This window comes from Mesorhizobium sp. LjNodule214 (assembly GCF_964252735.1).
In the GTDB taxonomy this organism is placed as follows: domain Bacteria; phylum Pseudomonadota; class Alphaproteobacteria; order Rhizobiales; family Rhizobiaceae; genus Mesorhizobium.
The window spans coordinates 466,214-480,196 of sequence record NZ_CAXUPE020000001.1 but is presented as its reverse complement, the minus strand read 5'-3'; the positions used below and the strand labels follow the sequence as shown (position 1 = coordinate 480,196).

At 64.0% G+C, this 13,983-nt stretch carries 14 protein-coding genes; 5 read left to right on the top strand and 9 right to left on the bottom strand.

Translation table 11 applies throughout. The annotated features are described in order from the left end of the window. Positions 1 to 238: 238 nt before the first annotated feature. From ACSQ3Z_RS02290 to ACSQ3Z_RS02280, 3 genes are read right to left on the bottom strand one after another with little or no spacing between them, the layout of a single operon-like run. Positions 239 to 1,120 carry a MurR/RpiR family transcriptional regulator gene (locus ACSQ3Z_RS02290; protein WP_436169769.1) on the bottom strand — a complete coding sequence of 294 codons (882 nt, stop codon included), beginning with the start codon at positions 1,118 to 1,120 and terminating at the stop codon, positions 239 to 241. A gap of 10 nt (positions 1,121 to 1,130) precedes the next feature. Beyond that, on the bottom strand, positions 1,131 to 2,198 hold the full coding sequence (locus ACSQ3Z_RS02285) for an ABC transporter ATP-binding protein (protein ID WP_436169768.1): 1,068 nt from the start codon (positions 2,196 to 2,198) through the stop codon (positions 1,131 to 1,133). Between the two features lie 2 nt (positions 2,199 to 2,200). Further along, positions 2,201 to 2,971, bottom strand: a complete 771-nt coding sequence (locus ACSQ3Z_RS02280; RefSeq protein WP_436169767.1) for an SDR family NAD(P)-dependent oxidoreductase — start codon at positions 2,969 to 2,971, stop codon at positions 2,201 to 2,203. Positions 2,972 to 3,149: 178 nt separating this feature from the next. Between ACSQ3Z_RS02280 and ACSQ3Z_RS02275 the strand changes: the two genes are divergently transcribed. The 4 genes from ACSQ3Z_RS02275 to ACSQ3Z_RS02260 all read left to right on the top strand — a co-directional run bounded on the left by ACSQ3Z_RS02275 (position 3,150) and on the right by ACSQ3Z_RS02260 (position 7,650). Beyond that, positions 3,150 to 4,385: an ABC transporter substrate-binding protein gene (locus tag ACSQ3Z_RS02275; protein ID WP_436169766.1), complete on the top strand. Its 1,236-nt coding sequence runs from the start codon at positions 3,150 to 3,152 to the stop codon at positions 4,383 to 4,385. A gap of 75 nt (positions 4,386 to 4,460) precedes the next feature. Continuing rightward, on the top strand, positions 4,461 to 5,330 hold the full coding sequence (locus tag ACSQ3Z_RS02270; protein ID WP_436169765.1) for a carbohydrate ABC transporter permease: 870 nt from the start codon (positions 4,461 to 4,463) through the stop codon (positions 5,328 to 5,330). Continuing rightward, positions 5,327 to 6,154 carry a carbohydrate ABC transporter permease gene (locus ACSQ3Z_RS02265; protein ID WP_436169764.1) on the top strand — a complete coding sequence of 276 codons (828 nt, stop codon included), beginning with the start codon at positions 5,327 to 5,329 and terminating at the stop codon, positions 6,152 to 6,154. Before ACSQ3Z_RS02270 ends, ACSQ3Z_RS02265 begins: the two co-directional genes overlap by 4 nt. Before the next feature lie 17 nt (positions 6,155 to 6,171). Further along, a complete protein-coding gene (locus ACSQ3Z_RS02260; RefSeq protein WP_436169763.1) occupies positions 6,172 to 7,650 on the top strand; it encodes a M81 family metallopeptidase in 1,479 nt (492 codons plus the stop codon). A 44-nt stretch (positions 7,651 to 7,694) separates the two neighbouring features. Here ACSQ3Z_RS02260 and ACSQ3Z_RS02255 read toward each other — a convergent pair whose 3' ends face one another. The 6 genes from ACSQ3Z_RS02255 to ACSQ3Z_RS02230 form a co-directional block, all read right to left on the bottom strand. Continuing rightward, a complete protein-coding gene (locus ACSQ3Z_RS02255) occupies positions 7,695 to 9,749 on the bottom strand; it encodes a M3 family metallopeptidase (RefSeq protein WP_436169762.1) in 2,055 nt (684 codons plus the stop codon). Between the two features lie 99 nt (positions 9,750 to 9,848). After that, positions 9,849 to 10,262 (bottom strand): nuclear transport factor 2 family protein, encoded by a 414-nt coding sequence (locus tag ACSQ3Z_RS02250; protein WP_436169761.1) that lies wholly within the window; start codon positions 10,260 to 10,262, stop codon positions 9,849 to 9,851. Positions 10,263 to 10,348: 86 nt separating this feature from the next. Beyond that, positions 10,349 to 10,993 (bottom strand): carbonic anhydrase, encoded by a 645-nt coding sequence (locus ACSQ3Z_RS02245; protein WP_436169760.1) that lies wholly within the window; start codon positions 10,991 to 10,993, stop codon positions 10,349 to 10,351. 284 nt (positions 10,994 to 11,277) lie between these two features. Next, a complete protein-coding gene (locus ACSQ3Z_RS02240; RefSeq protein ID WP_436169759.1) occupies positions 11,278 to 12,033 on the bottom strand; it encodes a DUF429 domain-containing protein in 756 nt (251 codons plus the stop codon). Then, on the bottom strand, positions 12,030 to 12,911 hold the full coding sequence (gene pdxY / locus ACSQ3Z_RS02235; protein WP_436169758.1) for a pyridoxal kinase PdxY: 882 nt from the start codon (positions 12,909 to 12,911) through the stop codon (positions 12,030 to 12,032). The genes ACSQ3Z_RS02240 and pdxY overlap by 4 nt, the downstream gene beginning before the upstream one ends. Positions 12,912 to 12,923: 12 nt before the next feature. Continuing rightward, positions 12,924 to 13,169 carry a hypothetical protein gene (locus tag ACSQ3Z_RS02230; RefSeq protein ID WP_436169757.1) on the bottom strand — a complete coding sequence of 82 codons (246 nt, stop codon included), beginning with the start codon at positions 13,167 to 13,169 and terminating at the stop codon, positions 12,924 to 12,926. Between the two features lie 163 nt (positions 13,170 to 13,332). Between ACSQ3Z_RS02230 and ACSQ3Z_RS02225 the strand changes: the two genes are divergently transcribed. Next, entirely contained in the window at positions 13,333 to 13,971 is a 639-nt protein-coding gene (locus ACSQ3Z_RS02225) for a LemA family protein (RefSeq protein ID WP_436169756.1), read from the top strand. The last annotated feature ends 12 nt before the right edge of the window (positions 13,972 to 13,983 follow it).

The window sequence follows — 13,983 nt, the reverse complement described above, 5'->3', positions numbered from 1 at the left end:
CCCTGCCGGGCATTTCTCCCCGTATAGTGACGGGGAGAAAGACGCCGTCACAGATGGTTTCGCCAATCACCAGCGTTGCGGAATGGGCGATAAAGTCACGGCCAGCGGGCTTCTCCCCGTTTACGGGGAGAAGGTGCCGGCAGGCGGATGAGGGGCAGCGCAGACGTTCCTGGATTGGCGCATTTTGCGGCGAAACAAACTCATTTGGCCCCCATGAAAGCGGGGAACAAACCGCTCCTCAGTCCCCAAGCGGCAAACGCGGATCGTCGACCTTCAGCGTGTTCACGCTCTGCTTGATGCGGCGCAGGTTTTCCAAAACCTTTGGCCCGCGTGTTTCGGCAACCGAAGTGGCGATCATGTCGACGATCGCCATCAGCGCGTAACGCGACGATGTCGGCTTGTAGATGTTGCCATCCTCGAGCGGTTGGAAATGGATCACCGTGTCGGCGGCCTTGGAAAGCGCCGAGTCCGGCGCGGTGATGGCGATGGTGGTGGCGCCATACTGCTGCGCCACTTGCACGGCCTCGATGACCGAACGCGCGTAGCCCGACACCGAGAAGGCAACCACAGTCGTCTCCGGCGTGGCGACCGCCGCATACATGCGCTGCAGCTGGCCGTCGACCTGCGCCAGCGCCGACAGGCCGAGCCGGAACAGCCGGTTCTGCATCTCGGTCGCCATCATCGAGGAAATGCCGCCGGAACCGATGCACAGCACGTTGCCCGAACTGGCGATGCGCGCGGCCACACCCACCAGCGTCTTCATGTCGAGGTTCTCGCTGGCGCGTTGCATGGCGGATATCGCTGCCTCGGTGATGGCCGAGGCGATGCGCTGCTCGCGGACGTCGCGGTTGAGCGGCTCCGGCGACAGGTACTGGGCACCGATGGCGATGGCCTGCGCCAGATAGAATTTGAAGTCGCGCAGGCCTTCGCAGCCGAGGTTGCGGCAGAAGCGGGTCACCGTCGGCTCGCTGACGCCGACGCGCGCGGCGATCTCCGAGATCGCCGCCTTGGAGGCGAAGTCGAGATCGGAAAGCACGAGGCCGGCCAGCCTGCGGTCCGACTTGGTGCCGTCCTGCGACATCAGTTGCAGCCGCGTGATGATGTCGGCCGGCGTCTTCATACCGGTGTCCTCACAGGGGCAGGCCCGTCGCCTTGTCGAACAGATGGATGTGGGCGGGATCGACGCTGACCGGCAAGCGGTCGCCCGGCTTGATCTGCAGCCGGTCGCGGAACACGGCGCGCACCGTGTCGGAGCCTATCGCGCCGTAAACATGGGTTTCGGCGCCGGTCGGTTCGACGACGTCGACATTGATGGCCATCGCATCTTCGGCGCCGCCGACAACGAAATGTTCGGGGCGGATGCCGGCTTCCACCGTGCTGCCGGCTGGCACGGCCTTGCCGGGCAACGCCAGGCGGCCACCGCCTGATGTCTCGAACCAGGCGTTGGTGGCAGATGTCTTGAGGGCGCCGGAAACGAAGCTCATCGAGGGCGAACCGATGAAGCTGGCGACGAATTTGTTGGCCGGTCGGTCATAGAGTTCCAACGGTGCCCCAACCTGCTGGATCCGGCCGAGGTTCATCACCACGATACGGTCGGCCATGGTCATGGCCTCGATCTGGTCGTGGGTGACATAGACGATGGTCGATTTCAGCCGCTGGTGCAGGGCCTTGATCTCGGTGCGCATCTGCACGCGCAATTGCGCGTCGAGGTTGGACAGCGGCTCGTCAAACAGGAACACCGACGGTTCGCGCACGATGGCGCGACCCATGGCGACACGCTGGCGCTGGCCGCCCGACAATTCCCTGGGATAGCGGTCGAGATAGGAAAACAGGTTGAGGACGCCGGACGCTTTCTTGACCTTTTCCTCAATGGCCGCGCGGTTCTCGCCGCGGATTTTTGGGCCGAAGCCGATATTGTCGGAGGCCTTCAGATGCGGAAACAGCGCATAGGACTGGAAGACCATGGCGATGTTGCGCTGCTGCGGCGGCAAGTCGTTGGCGCGCAGGCCGCCGATGATGAGATCGCCTGACGTGATCGGTTCCAGCCCGGCCAGCATGCGCAGCAAGGTGGACTTGCCGCAGCCCGAAGGGCCGACCAGCACGACGAACTCGCCGCTGTCGATCTCGAGGTTGATGTCCTCGAGGATCTTGTGATGCCCGAACGATTTCGACAGGTTGCGAAACTGGACATCAGTCATGGTCACGCTCCCAAAATGTCGTCGATGAAGGGCAGGCAGCCGGCGGTCAACCCGGCATCCACCGGCATCACCACGCCTGTTACGCCCGATGCACGTTCGGAGGCAAGGAAGGCTACTGCTTCAGCCACTTCAGAAGCATTGACGATGCGGCCGAGCGGATAGAGCCGCTGCAGTCTGCCGAGGATTTCGGGATCCTTGGCAAGGCGATGATCCCAGGCGGCGGTACGGATCGAGCCGGGACAGACGACATTGGCGCGCAGGCCGCTGCGGCCGAGTTCGACCGCGATCGATTTTGCATAGGCGTTGATGCCGGCCTTGGCCGCCGCATAGGCGGGATTGCCGAAATGCGCGATGGCATTGACGGAAGAGATGAAGACGACGCTGCCCGAGCCGCGCCGGGCCATCGCCTTGACCAGCGGGTCGGCGAAAATCATCACCCCGGTCAGGTTGAGGTCGAGTTCGTGCTCGATCTTGTCCGGGGTCAGCGCCGGCAGCGTCTCGGCGCGCGTCCAGCCGGCATTGTTGATCAGGATGTCGGGAACGCCGTCCTTGTCGAGGATCGCGCTGATTGCCGCTTCCATCGAGAACCGGTCGAGAAGGTTGAAGACGTGGCGCGAGGCAAGATGCGGGCTGGCCAAGGCGTCGTCCGACTGATCGCAGCCGACGACCCGCGCGCCGCGCTCGGCCAGCAGCGTTACAATCGCCGAGCCGAGGCCGCCGCCGGCGCCCGTCACCACGACTGTCTTGCCTTCGAACTCGGTTCTCGAAACCACCGCGCACGCTCCTCCCAGATCCCAGTTGGGGCTGTGAGGCTATTCGCCGAAATGTAATTTAGCAACAGATTAATCTGCTTGCGAAGCGCAGAATGATAGATAATGTAGGAAAGTCACATAAACCTATGCTGCCTGACAGCATGGGAGCGCGCGGGAGCACATCAAAGGGAGAGAGCAGATGAGTCTGACAAAATGGACTGTCGGCCTGATGGCCGGAATGAGCATGCTGGCGCTTGGCGCGCAGGCAAATGCGGGCGAGGTGCGCGTCACTGTCGCCGAATACAGCGCCAAGACTGGCCCCTATTTCGAAAGCGTCAAGAAGGACTTCGAGGCGGCCAACCCGGGCATCACCGTCAAGTTCGAGATCGTGCCGTGGGAAGTTCTCTTACAGAAGCTGACCACCGACATCACCGCCGGCACCAATGCGGATCTGTCGATCATCGGCACGCGCTGGCTGATCGATTTCGTCCAGCAGGATATCGCCGAGCCGCTCGACGGCTACATCACGCCCGACTTCAAGGGCCGCTTCATCGACACCTTCCTGTCGCCGTCGATCATGGAGGGCAAGACCTATGGCCTGCCGATCGCGGCTTCGGCGCGCGCCTTGTATTACAACAAGGAATTGTTCGAGAAAGCCGGCATCGCCCAGCCGCCGGCGACCTGGACCGAATTGCAGGAGGACGCCCGCAAGATCAAGGCGCTGGGCTCCGGCACGTTCGGCTTCGGCCTGCAAGGCAAGGAGATCGAGACCGACGTTTATTACTACTACGCGATGTGGTCCCAGGGTACCGAGATCCTCAACAAGGACGGCACGTCGGGCCTCAGCACGCCGGGCGCGCTCGAAGCCGCCAAGCTCTACAAGTCGATGATCGACGAAGGCCTGACCGAGCCGGGCGTCACCTCCAACAACCGCGAGGACGTGCAGAACCTGTTCAAGCAGGGCAAGGTCGGCATGATGATCACGGCACCCTTCCTGTCCAACCAGATCAAGGACGAGGCGCCGAACCTGAAATACGGCGTGGCGGCGATTCCCGCCGGGCCGACCGGCGCGCGCGGCACTTATGGCGTCACCGATTCCATCATCATGTTCAAGAACTCCAAGAACAAGGATGAGGCCTGGAAGCTGCTCGACTTCCTGTTCACCACGGAGCAGCGCGCCAAGTTCACGCAAGGCGAAGGCTTCCTGCCGGTGAACAAGGAAGAGGCGAAAATGGACTACTACGTCAACAATGCCGACCTTGCGGCGTTCACGGCGCTGCTGCCCGACGCCCGTTTCGCACCGGTCATCCCGGGCTGGGAGGAGATCGCGCAAATCACCTCGGATGCCATGCAGAAGATCTATCTCGGCAGCGCCGAGCCGGAGGCTGCCTTGAAGGAGGCAGCGGACAAGGCCAATGCGGTGCTGAAGAAATAGGGCGTTCACTCCCGACGCCCGTGGCGCGCCCCACCCGTCGGGGCGCGCCACCCCCAGACGCCCTCAGGTCAGCCGATGCAAAATCGCTTCTTGCCCTATCTCCTGACCTTGCCCAGCCTGTTCCTGGCGGCCGTCGTCATCTTCTGGCCGGTCTGGGACCTGATCCAGATCTCGACGCATGAGGTCAGCCGCTTCGGCCAGCTGCGCGACTTCAGCGGCCTGACCAATTTCTGGGCGCTCACCGCCGATCCTGACTTCACCGCAGCACTCTGGCGCACCGGCCTGTGGACGGTGCTGGTCGTCGGCGGCGCGCTGCTTTTATCCATTCCGGTGGCGATCATCCTCAACACCGATTTCTACGGCCGCGGCATTGCCCGCGTCATCATCATGCTGCCCTGGGCGGTGTCGCTGACCATGACGGCGGTGGTCTGGCGCTGGGCGCTCAACGGCGAAAGCGGCATGCTGAACTCGGCGCTGATCGGGCTCGGCCTGATCGACGAGAACATCCAGTGGCTGGCGAGCGCCGAGACGGCGTTCCCGATGCAGGTGCTGATCGGCATATTGGTGACGGTGCCGTTCACGACGACGATCTTCCTCGGCGGCCTGTCGTCGATCCCGGACGACCTCTACGAAGCGGCAGCACTGGAAGGGGCGACGCCGCTGCAGCAGTTCCGCGAGATCACCTTTCCGCTGCTAAAACCGTTCATCAACATCGCCATCGTGCTCAACACGATCTACGTCTTCAATTCCTTTCCGATCATCTGGGTGATGACGCAGGGCGGTCCGGCCAATTCGACCGACATATTGGTCACCCACCTCTACAAACTCGCCTTCCGCATCGGCAAACTCGGCGAGGCTTCGGCGGTGTCGCTGGTGATGTTCGCCATATTGCTGGTCTTCACCATGATCTATGTGCGGCTGGCGATGCGGGAGCAACGCGCATGAGCAACGGCAAGCTTAAGCGCTCGATCGTTGCCTGGCTGCTGCTTTCGCCGCTGATCGTGGTGACGATCTTTCCCTTCGCGGTGATGCTTTTGACCGCGGTCAAACCGCGGCAGGAAGTGCTGTCGCCGACCTGGTGGCCGAGCGAATTCCGCTGGTCGAATTTTGCCGACATGTGGGTGGCGACCGGTTTCGGCCAGGCGCTGGCGAATTCGCTCTACGTCTCGGTGGTCGCCACCGTCGGCGCCATATTGATCTCGGTGCCGGCGGCCTATGCCATGTCGCGCTTTCGCTTTGCCGGCTACGGTGCCTTCCGCCAGTTCCTGCTGGTGTCGCAGATGATCTCGCCGATCGTGCTGGTGCTTGGCCTGTTCCGGCTGATGGCCGCCTGGGGGCTGGTCGAGAGCACGACGGCGCTTGGCTTCATATATATGGCCTTCAATGTCGCCTTCACCGTGTGGATGCTGCAAAGCTATTTCGACACCATCCCGCGCGATCTCGAGGAAGCGGCCTGGATGGAAGGCGCCGGCCGCTGGCTGACCTTGCGCAAAGTGTTTTTGCCGCTCTGCCTGCCGGCGATCGCGGTGACGGCCATCTTCACCTTCATCAACGCCTGGAACGAGTTCGTCGTCGCGCTCACCATGCTGCGCAGCCAGGAAAGCTACACGCTGCCGATCCAGGTGTTTTCGCTGGTCGCCGGCCGCTACACGATCGAATGGCACCACGTCATGGCCGCGACGCTGCTGGCAACCTTGCCGGTGGCGATCCTGTTCATCTGGCTGCAGCGCTACCTCGTGCGGGGCCTCGCGCTCGGTGCCGTCAAATAGCCTACCACGGAGCTTTCATGCGCATCTTCACCGCCTCGCTGGCGACGGAAACCAACACCTTCTCGCCGGTGCCGGCCGACCGCGCCTCGTTCGAGATGGCCTTCTATGCCGGGCCGGGCAAGCACCCGGAAACGCCGACTTTGTGTTCTTCGCCGATCGTTGCTTTGCGCCGGCGCGCGGCAAAAGAAGAGCTGACCGTTATCGAAGGCACGGCCACCTGGGCGGAGCCCGGCGGCCTGGTGCAGCGGCAGACCTATGAGGCGCTGCGCGACGAGATCCTCGACCAGTTGCAAGCGGCGCTGCCGGTCGAGGCGGTGATCCTCGGCCTGCATGGCGCCATGGTGGCGCAAGGCTATGACGACTGCGAAGGTGACCTGCTCGAACGCGTACGTGCCATCGTTGGTCCGAAGGTGGTGATCGCATCGGAGTTCGATCCGCACAGCCATCTGACGCCGAAGCGCGTCGCGGCATCGGACATCATGGCCTACTTCCTCGAATTCCCGCACACCGACTTCTACGAGCGTGGCGAACATGTCGTCGAACTCGGGTTGGCTGCGGCGCGCGGCGAGATCAGGCCTGTCATCTCGACCTTCGACTGCCGCATGATCCAGGTGCTGCCGACCAGCCGCGAGCCGATGCGCTCCTTCGTCGACCGCATCAAGGCGCTGCACGGCAAGGACGGCGTGCTGTCGGTCTCAGTCATCCACGGCTTCATGGCGGCGGATGTGCCGGAGATGGGCACGCGCATCCTGGTCGTTACCGACAATGACAAGGCCAAGGGCGATGCACTGGCGGAAAGACTGGGACGCGAGCTCTATGCGATGCGCGAAAAGACGGCGATGACGATGCTGAACACCAGTGACGGCATTGAGCGGGCACTGGCCGTGCGTACTGAAAGACAGGACAGACCGGTGGTCATCGCCGACATCTGGGACAACCCGGGTGGCGGCGTTGCCGGCGACGGTACCGTCGTGCTGCGTGCCATGCTGGAACGCGGCGTCAACAATGTCGGCGTGGCAACGATCTGGGATCCGATCGCGGTGACGTTCTGTCAGGCCGCTGGCGAGGGCGCCGTCATCGATCTGCGCTTCGGCGGCAAGGCCGGCCCGCTGGCGGGCGAACCGATCGACGCGCGGGTCAAGGTGCTGAAGGCCGTCACGGAAGGGTGGCAGAGTTTCGGGCCGAGCCGCGTGACGCTTGGGCCGACGGCGCTGGTGCGCATCGAAGGCACCGAGGTCGACATCATCCTCAACACCAACCGTACGCAGACCTTCGAGCCGGATATTTTTTCCAATATCGGCGTTGACCCGCTGTCGAAGGATGTCCTGCTGATCAAGTCGACCAACCATTTCTACGCCGGCTTCGAACCGATCGCCGCCGAGATCATCTATGTCTCGGCGCCGAGCTCGTATCCGAGCAATCCGGCGGTTACCAACTATATGAAGCTGACGCGGCCGGTCTGGCCGCGGGTGGCGGATCCGTGGGAGGTGGCCTGAAGGGGACGCTGCCAATCTCCCCTCAAGAGGGGAGATTACCAGCGCTACACCAGCCCGCGCTTGACCATCATCGCCTCCGGCGACGGCATCTTGCCGCGGAAGGCGGTGTAGAGTTCTTCCGGGTCCTTTGAGCCGCCGGCGGCGTAGATGTTCTTCCTCAGCCGCTCGGCCAGCGCCGGGTTGAAGGGGTCGCCGGTCTCCTCGAAGGCGGCGAAGGCATCGGCATCGAGCACCTCCGACCACATGTAGGAATAGTAGCCGGCCGAATAGCCGTCGCCGGAAAAGACATGGCCGAAATGCGGGGTGCGGTGGCGCATGGCGATGGTGTCGGGCATGTCGAGCTTGTCCAGCGTTTCGGTCTCGAAACGAAGCGGCTGTTCAGGCGCGTCCGGCCGTGCATGGTAGGCCATGTCGATGAGCGCCGAAGCGGTGAACTCGACAGTGGCGAAGCCGGCGCCAAAGGTCCGCGCCGCCAGCATCTTGTCGAGCAGCGCCTTGGGCATCGGCTTGCCGGTCTTGACGTGCAGGGCGTGCTTTTCCAGCACCGCCGGCACCGTCAGCCAATGCTCGTAGAGCTGCGAGGGCAGTTCGACGAAATCGCGGCTCACCGAAGTGCCGGACACCGACGGCCAGGTGACATCGGTCAGCATGCCGTGCAGCGCATGGCCGAATTCGTGGAACAGCGTCTTTGCCTCATCGACCGACAGCAGCGCCGCCTCGCCGGCCGGCGGCTTGGCGAAGTTCATGATGTTGTAGATCACCGGCTTCGAGCCATCGCCGAGCTTGTAGCCGGATTTCAGCGCGCTCATCCAGGCGCCGGAACGCTTCGAAGGCCGGGCAAAATAATCGGCAAGGAACAGGCCGCGCTCGCTGCCGTCGGCGTTCTTCACCACGAACGCGCGGGCATCGGGATGCCAGACGGCAATCCCTTTCCTCTCCTCGAAGGTGATGCCGAACAGCCGTGTCGCCACGTCGAAGCAGGCGTCGATGACGCGCTCGAGCTGCAGATACGGTTTCAGCTCGGCCTCGTCGAAGGCGAACTTTTCGGCGCGCAGTTTCTCCTGGTAGAAGCGCCAGTCCCAGGCGGCGAAGGGTTCGTTGCTGCCGGCCGCGGTCGCCAGCCGCTGCAGTTCGGTCTGGTCGCTGGCGGCCTTTTCCAGTGCCTTTTCCCAGACGGGATCAAGCAGCGCGTGCACCGCCTTCGGCGTCTTGGCCATCGTGTCGTCGAGCTTCAGCGCGGCGAACGAGCCGTAGCCGAGCAGGTTTGCCTTCTCGGCGCGCAGGCGCAGCATGTCGCGCACCACGGACGTGTTGTCGGTGGCGCCGCCATTCTGGCCGCGCATGGTGAAGGCGCGGAAGGCTGTCTCGCGCAGGTCGCGGCGTTCGGAGAAGGTGGTGAACGGCTCGTAGATCGAACGCGACAGCGTCACGGCATAGCGGCCCTTCTGGCCGCGCATCTCGGCCGCCTCGGCCATGGCGCTCTTGAGGAAGTCGGGCAGGCCGGCAAGGTCGGCCCCGTCGAGGAACAGCGCCCAGTCGCGCTCGTCGGCCAGCACGTTCTGGCCGAAGCTGGTGCCGAGCGAGGACAATTCCTCGTTGATTGTCGCCAGCCGCTTCTTGCCGTCGGCGTCGAGTTTCGCGCCGGAACGGACGAAGCCTTTCCAGGTCTTTTCCAACACGCGCAGCGTCTCGGCGTCGAGCTTGAGCGTCTCGCGGCGCTGATAGAGGTCGTCGATGCGGGCAAACAGTTTCTCGTTCATCGAGATCGCCGAGAAATGCCGCGACATCTTCGGCGAAATGTCGCGCTCCAGCGCCTGGATCGCCTCGTTGGTGTGGGCGCCGGCCCGGCACCAGAAGATCGACGAGACACGGTCGAGCGCCTCGCCGGCAAGTTCGAGCGCGGCCAGCGTGTTTTCGATGGTCGGCACCTCGTCATTGCCTGATATCGCCCCGATCTCGGTCTCATGCGCCTTCAGCGCCGCGTCGAACACCCCGGAAAAATCACCGTCGCCGATGCGGGAGAAGTCGGGCAGGCCGAGCGGCCCTCGCCATGAAGTCAGCGGATGAGCGGCGAGGTCGACGGTCTTCGTGGATGGCATGGATGATCTTTCGGCTGTTGGCGGCAAAGCAGGGCGGGTCGCCGCCGATGTAGGGCGCGGGCCTGTTGCGCGCAACATCGCGGCCAGTCAAGGCTTTCGTCAGTAACCGTCGCAGCTTTCCGCGATCGCGGCCTGCGAACTGGCGATGATGCGGTTGTCGGTGACCGCGAAGGTCTCTTGCATCAGCATGTCGTTGTTGGGGAAGTCGTAGCAGGCGATCACCGTGGTGACGCCGCCCTCGCTCTTGGCGATGCGATGCCGGATTGCCGCGCCGGCGACAGCACCTTGCCAGTTATCGATCGAGGCGATGAACTCCTGCTTGGTCTGAACGACGCCGAGATCTTCAAGCTTGATGCGCACGTCGTCTGCGAGCAGGTCCGACAATTCGGTGCGGTCGGCGACAAGCAGCGCCGAATACCAGCGGTCGATGATCGCACCGTCATCGGCGCGAGCGGCGGTGAGCGTAGGTATCAGTGCCGCCACAACAAAAGTGATCGCACGCCAACTCCGCATTGCCACCTCCATGTTTGACCATGATCTTATCCGAAAACCAGCTCCCACTTTTCGCTGACACGGACCTTCGGTTACGGGATCATGGTCTATGCCATCTCCGGCCGTTCGAAATCGCCGGTTTCCTTGTTCATCACCCAAAGTTCGCCGGTCGAGATGTCGAACCAGGCGCCGTGCAGCGACAGCCGGCCCTTGCCTTCGAGGATGGAGACGCAAGGGAAGGTTCTGAGATTGGCGATCGAATAGCGGATCGAGATGCGCTCCAGCGCGGTCTGCCGCTCCGTCGCCGTCATGAAAGTGCTGGACGAAACGGTTTCGGCGGCCGGCGCGATCAGGCTCATCCATTTGCCGATGAAGTCGCCAGGCGACAATGGCGCGGAATTGGTGTCGAGCGCGGCGCGGATGCCGCCGCAGCGGCCGTGCCCCATCACCACGATGTTTTTCACCTTGAGGCTCTGCACGGCGAATTCGAGCGCGGCCGAGGTCGAGTGGAACTGGCCGTCCGGCGCATAGGGCGGCACCAGATTGCCGACATTGCGCAGCACGAACAGCTCGCCCGGCCCGGCGTCGAAGATCGCCTCGGGCGCCGAGCGCGAGTCGCAACAGGCGACGATCATCGTTTCCGGCGCCTGGCCCTCGCGGGCAAGCGAGCGGTAGCGACCGGTCTCGGCGAGGTAGCGGCCTTTCATGAAATTGCGATAGCCGGCGAGAAGGTGTTCGGGGAGGTGAGGCATGGGCGGCGTCTGGACCCTTTCCGGGTTGGATGCGGCACGGTCCGTTGATATTCAGGTGCTGCCGGCCTGCTAATGGCGGCTTCCTGCGCTTCCGGTGCTCACGTACTCAAAGTACGCTCCGCTCCGGTTCTCGGAAGCCACCATTCTCAACTCGGCCTGACCTGAATCTCAACAGACCTAACTCTGGGAAAGGCTCTAACGGCAAAAGCCGGTCGCGAGCAATGCCGAATTGCGGATGGTTTCGTCGCAAAACGCAATGCGGCACGCATAGCTCAGGCGCCGCTTCACGCCCAGATAGCGACGGGAATGCCGAAACGGTCGGCGAGCGGCGGGTCCGGGAACGGCCGTGCCTCGCCGCTGGCGATGCGGCCGGCAATCAGCATCATCGCCGCCGCGTCGAGGAAATCGTCGGCTGCAGCACCTTTCGGCGGCGCTCCGTCGAGGAAGTCCTTTTCATAGCCATGCCGGCACAGCAGCGCCTTGCGCTCGTCCATGCCGGCCGGATTGACGGCACCCTTGATCCTCTTCTGCAGCGACATGGCCTGGCCGCTGTTCAGCCGGCAGAAGGCGACTTCCGGATGCGATTCGAAGACGCGGCTGCGCAGCTCAGGCCGCGCGATCAGCAGGGCATCGATCTCGCGGATCTTGGCGAAGATGCCGAAGGCCTGGATCGAGACGCCGCGTGACGGATCGGAGGTCGTCTTGGCCACTTCGCTGGCGCGGCGATGCGCGACATACCAGGCTTCGACCGTGCTGAAGTTATCCGTGTCTGCGTAAAGGGCGGCGCGCGACGGAATGGCGAAGACGCTCGATTGCCTTGCCCCGAGCAGCGGCCGCACCAGCGCTTCCGGCCCGCGCCCGCCTCTTTGCGATTGATCGGGCAGGCCGATCGGCATGTCGACGGCGACCACCGCATCGGCGGGCAGGGCGTCGACCAGCATCGCGAAGCTTGGCAAGACGCAGACCGACGGCTGAGCGCCGGGATTGCGCCGGACGGCGATCCAGCCGGCCTTGCAGCCGTCGACGCCGACCAAAGTCACGCCCGCTTGTCCCGCCCCGGATGCAGGAGGTGGCGAAGCTGCACCATCGCCATCGGGTGCGACAGGCTCTGCGCGTCGGTTTCGAGCTGCAGCTCATCGCCGCCGCGCTTGGCGGTGCGCGCCAGGATCTCGTAGACGGCGGCCGTGGTCGTCTGCAGCGCCTTGATCGCCGGTTGGCCAGAGAGGATGCGCGCCAGGTAGACGGCCGCCGTCAGGTCGCCCAGCCCGTTCGGCGGCTTGTCGATGAGGCGGTGCTCGGCAAGCAGCGCCTGGCTGGCGTCGAGCAGAAGGTTGCCGGTGCCGCCGGCCATCATCGACGGCGCCGAGGTGACCAGCATGGTCCGGGGTCCGGCGTGAAGGGCGGCCGCGATCACCGATTTGAGGTCGGGCAGCGGCGCGCCGGCCATCCACTCCAATTCGTAGCGGTTCGGCGTGGCGATGTCGGCGATCGGCATCAGCCGGTCGCGCAAAGCAGCCGCCGTTGTTTCAGGCACATAGAGTCCGCCCGAATCGCCCATCACCGGATCGCAGATATAGACGGCGTTTGGTGTCCTATCCTTGACCGCTGCGACCAGCGAGGCGACGGCCTCGGCCTGGCCGGCCTCGCCGAGATAGCCGGACAGCACCGCGCCGACCTCGCCCAGCCAGGGCGCGCGCTCGAGATCGGCCATCAGCGCCTTGAACTGGTCGAGCGGCGGCACGATGCGGGTGGCGCGGCCATGGCCGGGATGCCAGGGCAGGACGATTGTCGGCACCGCCCATACCGGAAAGCCCAGCGTCTCCAGCGCGAAGACGGCGGCGCGATTGCCGACCGAGCCGCGGGCGACATGGCTGGAAATGACGATGACCGCGCGCGGCGCGTCGGCTTTTTCGTTCATTGGTCCTGGTTCCTAACGGGTGGCGAAATACACGAGCCAGGCCAACAGGCCGATTGCAATGATGAGCCCCAGTCCCCGGCCGATGCGGGTGCCCCAAATTTCGATAGGGTCCGCGCGGTCGGCGTCCGCCGCCGTGACATGGTCGCGCGCGCCCTTCGCGGTCCGCGCGACGAACGAGTTGCCTCCCGGCGCGGTCTCCTGTTCCACACGCTCGAGAATGCGGCGCGATTCGGTGTCGCTCTCCTGGCGTTTCGCCATGGCAATATCCTGTTTTGCCGGGACCTTAGCCTGTTCGCGAAGCCATTCACAGGGCCTCGTGCCGAACGCATAGATGCCAGCGGAGGCTTCCGGCCGAGGTCATTTTCTTGCGCGCAGATTGTGGTAATGCTTCGCGTGCAACTTCCGACGAGGGATCCAAATCATGTTTGCCCAGCGCCTCTCTTCACCCTCCATTGTCCGCACTCTGCCGGCCTTCCTGATGATGGCGATCGTGCTGCCGCTGCTTGCCGGCTGCGGCTACAACACCATTCCGACGGCTGAGGAAAATGCCAAGGCGGCCTGGAGCGAGGTGCTGAACCAGTACCAGCGCCGCGCCGACCTGATCCCCAACCTGGTCGAGACGGTCAAGGGCTATGCCGCGCATGAGAAGGATACGCTCGACGCGGTGGTCGAAGCGCGCGCCAAGGCGACGCAGGTGACGGTGACGCCGGAGACGCTGAAGGATCCGGAAGCCTTCAAGAAGTTCCAGGACAGCCAGTCCGGCCTGACCAGCGCGCTGTCCAGGCTGCTCGCGGTGGTGGAGAACTATCCCGACCTCAAGGCCAACCAGAACTTCCTGGCGCTGCAGGCGCAGCTCGAAGGCACCGAGAACCGCATTGCGGTCGCCCGCCGCGACTACATCGTCGCGGTCAAGGACTACAATCTGACGCTGAAGACCTTCCCGTCGGTGCTGTGGGCGACGTTCTGGTTCCGCGGCAACGAGCCGTTCGCCAACTTCACCATCGAGGAAGACAAGCTGCAGACGCCGAAGGTCGATTTCGGCACGAAGCAGGGCGGGTAATTAGCGAAGCCG